This window comes from Streptomyces cellostaticus (assembly GCF_001513965.1).
In the GTDB taxonomy this organism is placed as follows: Bacteria; Actinomycetota; Actinomycetes; order Streptomycetales; family Streptomycetaceae; genus Streptomyces; species Streptomyces cellostaticus.
Genome location: NZ_KQ948069.1, coordinates 22,216 through 25,166, shown reverse-complemented (window position 1 = coordinate 25,166; position 2,951 = coordinate 22,216). Strand labels below are relative to the sequence as shown.

Annotated in this window: 1 protein-coding gene; it reads left to right on the top strand. The window is 71.4% G+C overall.

Translation table 11 applies throughout. From position 1 onward, the window contains the following. Nucleotides 1-2,951: type I polyketide synthase (locus AQI88_RS41080; RefSeq protein ID WP_159050547.1), on the top strand; the 2,951-nt coding region annotated here is incomplete at both ends.

Genomic DNA, 2,951 nt, shown 5'->3' with positions numbered 1-2,951 from the left:
CCGGTGGTACGGGCACGTTGGGCGGGTTGGTGGCCCGGCATCTGGGTGCGACGGGCCGGGCTGATGCCCTGCTGCTGACCAGTCGTTCCGGTCCGGCTGCTGCCGGGGTGGCGGCTCTGGCTGCTGAACTGGCCTCGTCGGGGACGCAGGTGCGGGTGGTGGCCTGTGACGCCGCTGAACGTGACGCACTGGCCACGGTGCTGGCAGCGATCTCCGAGGACCACCCACTGAACACGGTGGTGCACACCGCCGGTGTTCTGGACGATGGTGTGATCGGGTCGCTGACTCCGGACCGGGTCGCGGCGGTGATGCGGCCCAAGGCCGATGGTGCCTGGAACCTGCACGAGCTCACCAGGGATCTGGACCTGGAGCACTTCGTCCTCTTCTCCTCGGCGGCCTCGGCGATCGGTGCGCCAGGTCAGGGCAACTATGTGGCGGCCAACGCGTTCCTGGACGCGCTGGCGGCCGAACGCCGTGCGGCCGGGCTGGCCGGAACCTCGCTGGCCTGGGGGCTGTGGGCCGAGGTCAGTGCGCTGACCGGGCAGCTCACCGATGCGGAACGGTCCCGGATCAACCGCGGCGGAGTGAGCGCGCTGAGCGCGGACGAGGGCCTGGCCCTGCTGGACCTGGCCCTGGCCCGTGACGAGGCCATGCTGGTCCCGACCCGTTTCGACCTGGCGGGGCTGCGTGCCCAGGCCGCTCGTAGTACCGAGATTCCGCCGCTGTGGCGGGCTCTGGTCAGCGGTGGTGCGGGCCGGCGGACCGCGGCCTCCGGTACTGCCGCCGGAGCGGATTCGCTGCGCCGGCAACTGGCCGGTCTGTCCGCCCCCGACCGGGACCGGATGCTGACCGATCTGATCCGCACTCACGTGGCCGCCGTATTGGGACACACCTCTCTCGACGCGATCGAGTCCACCCGGGCCTTCACCGACCTGGGCTTCGACTCCCTCACCGCCGTCGAGCTGCGCAACCGGCTCAACACCGCCAGCGGACTGCGTCTGCCCGCCACCCTCGTATTCGACTACCCCAACCCCCTCGCGCTCGCCGTGCATCTCCGGGACCGGCTCATGGGCGACGGAGCACCGGCCGTCAGCCTGCCGCGGGTCCACACGGCGACGACGGCCGTCGACGAGCCGATCGCGATCGTGGGTATGGCCTGCCGGTTCCCCGGCGAGGTGAACAGCCCCGACGAGTTCTGGGAGCTGCTTGCCACCGGGAAGGACGCCGTAGGCGGGTTCCCGGATGACCGTGGCTGGGATGCGGAGGGCCTCTACGACCCGGACCCCGACCACCCGGGAACCATCTACACCCGATCGGGCGGGTTCGTCCACGACGCCAGCGGATTCGACGCCGGGTTCTTCGGGATCAGTCCCCGGGAAGCCCTCGCCATGGACCCGCAACAGCGGCAGTTGCTGGAGGTGTCGTGGGAGGCGCTGGAGCGGTCCGGGATCGCCCTCGGGTCGCTGCGCGGCAGCCCGACCGGTGTGTTCGTCGGCGGGTTCGCCTCGGGATACGGCTTCGGCGTGGCCATGGGGAGCGAGGGCTCCGAAGGGCACCTGACGACCGGCTTCGCGACGAGTGTGATGTCGGGCCGGGTGTCGTATGTGCTGGGGCTTGAGGGTCCGGCGGTGACGGTGGACACGGCGTGTTCGTCGTCGCTGGTGGCGCTGCACCTGGCGTGCCAGGCGATCCGCTCCGGGGAGTGCACGCTGGCCCTGGCCGGCGGAGCGACGGTGATCTCCACCCCTGATGGGTTCGTGGGCTTCAGCCAGCAACGTGGCCTGGCCGTGGACGGGCGGTGCAAGGCGTTCTCGGCCGAGGCCGACGGCATGGGCATGGCCGAGGGCGCCGGCGTCGTGGTGATGGAACGGCTGTCCGACGCCCGCCGCAACGGGCACCGGGTACTGGCGGTGGTGCGGGGCAGCGCGGTGAACCAGGACGGTGCGTCCAATGGTCTCACCGCGCCGAACGGCCCCTCGCAGCAGCGCGTGATCCGCGCCGCCCTCGCCAACGCCCAGTTGTCGGCCGACGAGGTCGACGTGGTGGAGGCGCACGGCACGGGCACGACGCTCGGTGACCCGATCGAGGCGCAGGCGCTGCTTGCCACGTACGGTCAGGAGCGGCCGGAGGAGCGGCCGTTGTGGCTGGGTTCGGTGAAGTCGAACATCGGTCACACGCAGGCTGCCGCGGGCGTGGCCGGTGTCATCAAGATGGTGCTGGCGTTGCAGAACCAGCAGTTGCCGCAGACGCTGCATGTGCAGGAGCCCTCGCCGCACGTGGACTGGTCGGAGGGTGAGGTGCGGCTGCTGACCGAGCCGGTGCCGTGGCCGGTGAACGGGCGGGTACGGCGTGCCGGTGTGTCCTCGTTCGGTCTGAGCGGCACCAACGTTCACCTCATCGTGGAAGAAGCCCCGGCCGAGGACGGCGAGAGGGCGGAGGCCCTGGACGAACCCACTGGTGAGCGGTCTGCCGGGCCCGCGGTCGTCGAGGCCGATGGAGTCGGTGCCTGGGTGGTGTCGGCGCGGTCGGCCGAGGCGCTGGCCGGGCAAGCGGGACGGTTGCAGGAGTGGGCTGAGGCCCGGCCTGAACTGGAGCCGACGGATGTCGCGTGGTCGCTGGCAGCGACGCGGTCGGTGTTCGAGCACCGGGCCGTGGTGGTTGGCGCTGACCGCGATGAGCTGGTGACCGGCCTGGAGAACCTGACCGCCGGGGTGCCCGCGGGATCGGTCGTCTCGGGTGTGGCACGTGCGGGCGCCCGGGTGGTGTTCGTGTTCCCGGGGCAGGGGTCTCAGTGGCTGGGGATGGGCCGTGAACTGGCGGCCTCCTCCCCGGTGTTCGCCGCGCGCCTCGCGGAGTGCGAGCAGGCGCTGACCCCGTACGTCGACTGGTCGCTGACCGACGTACTGGCTGGGGCGGACAGCGCCCCGGAGCTGGAGTCAGCGGATGTAGTG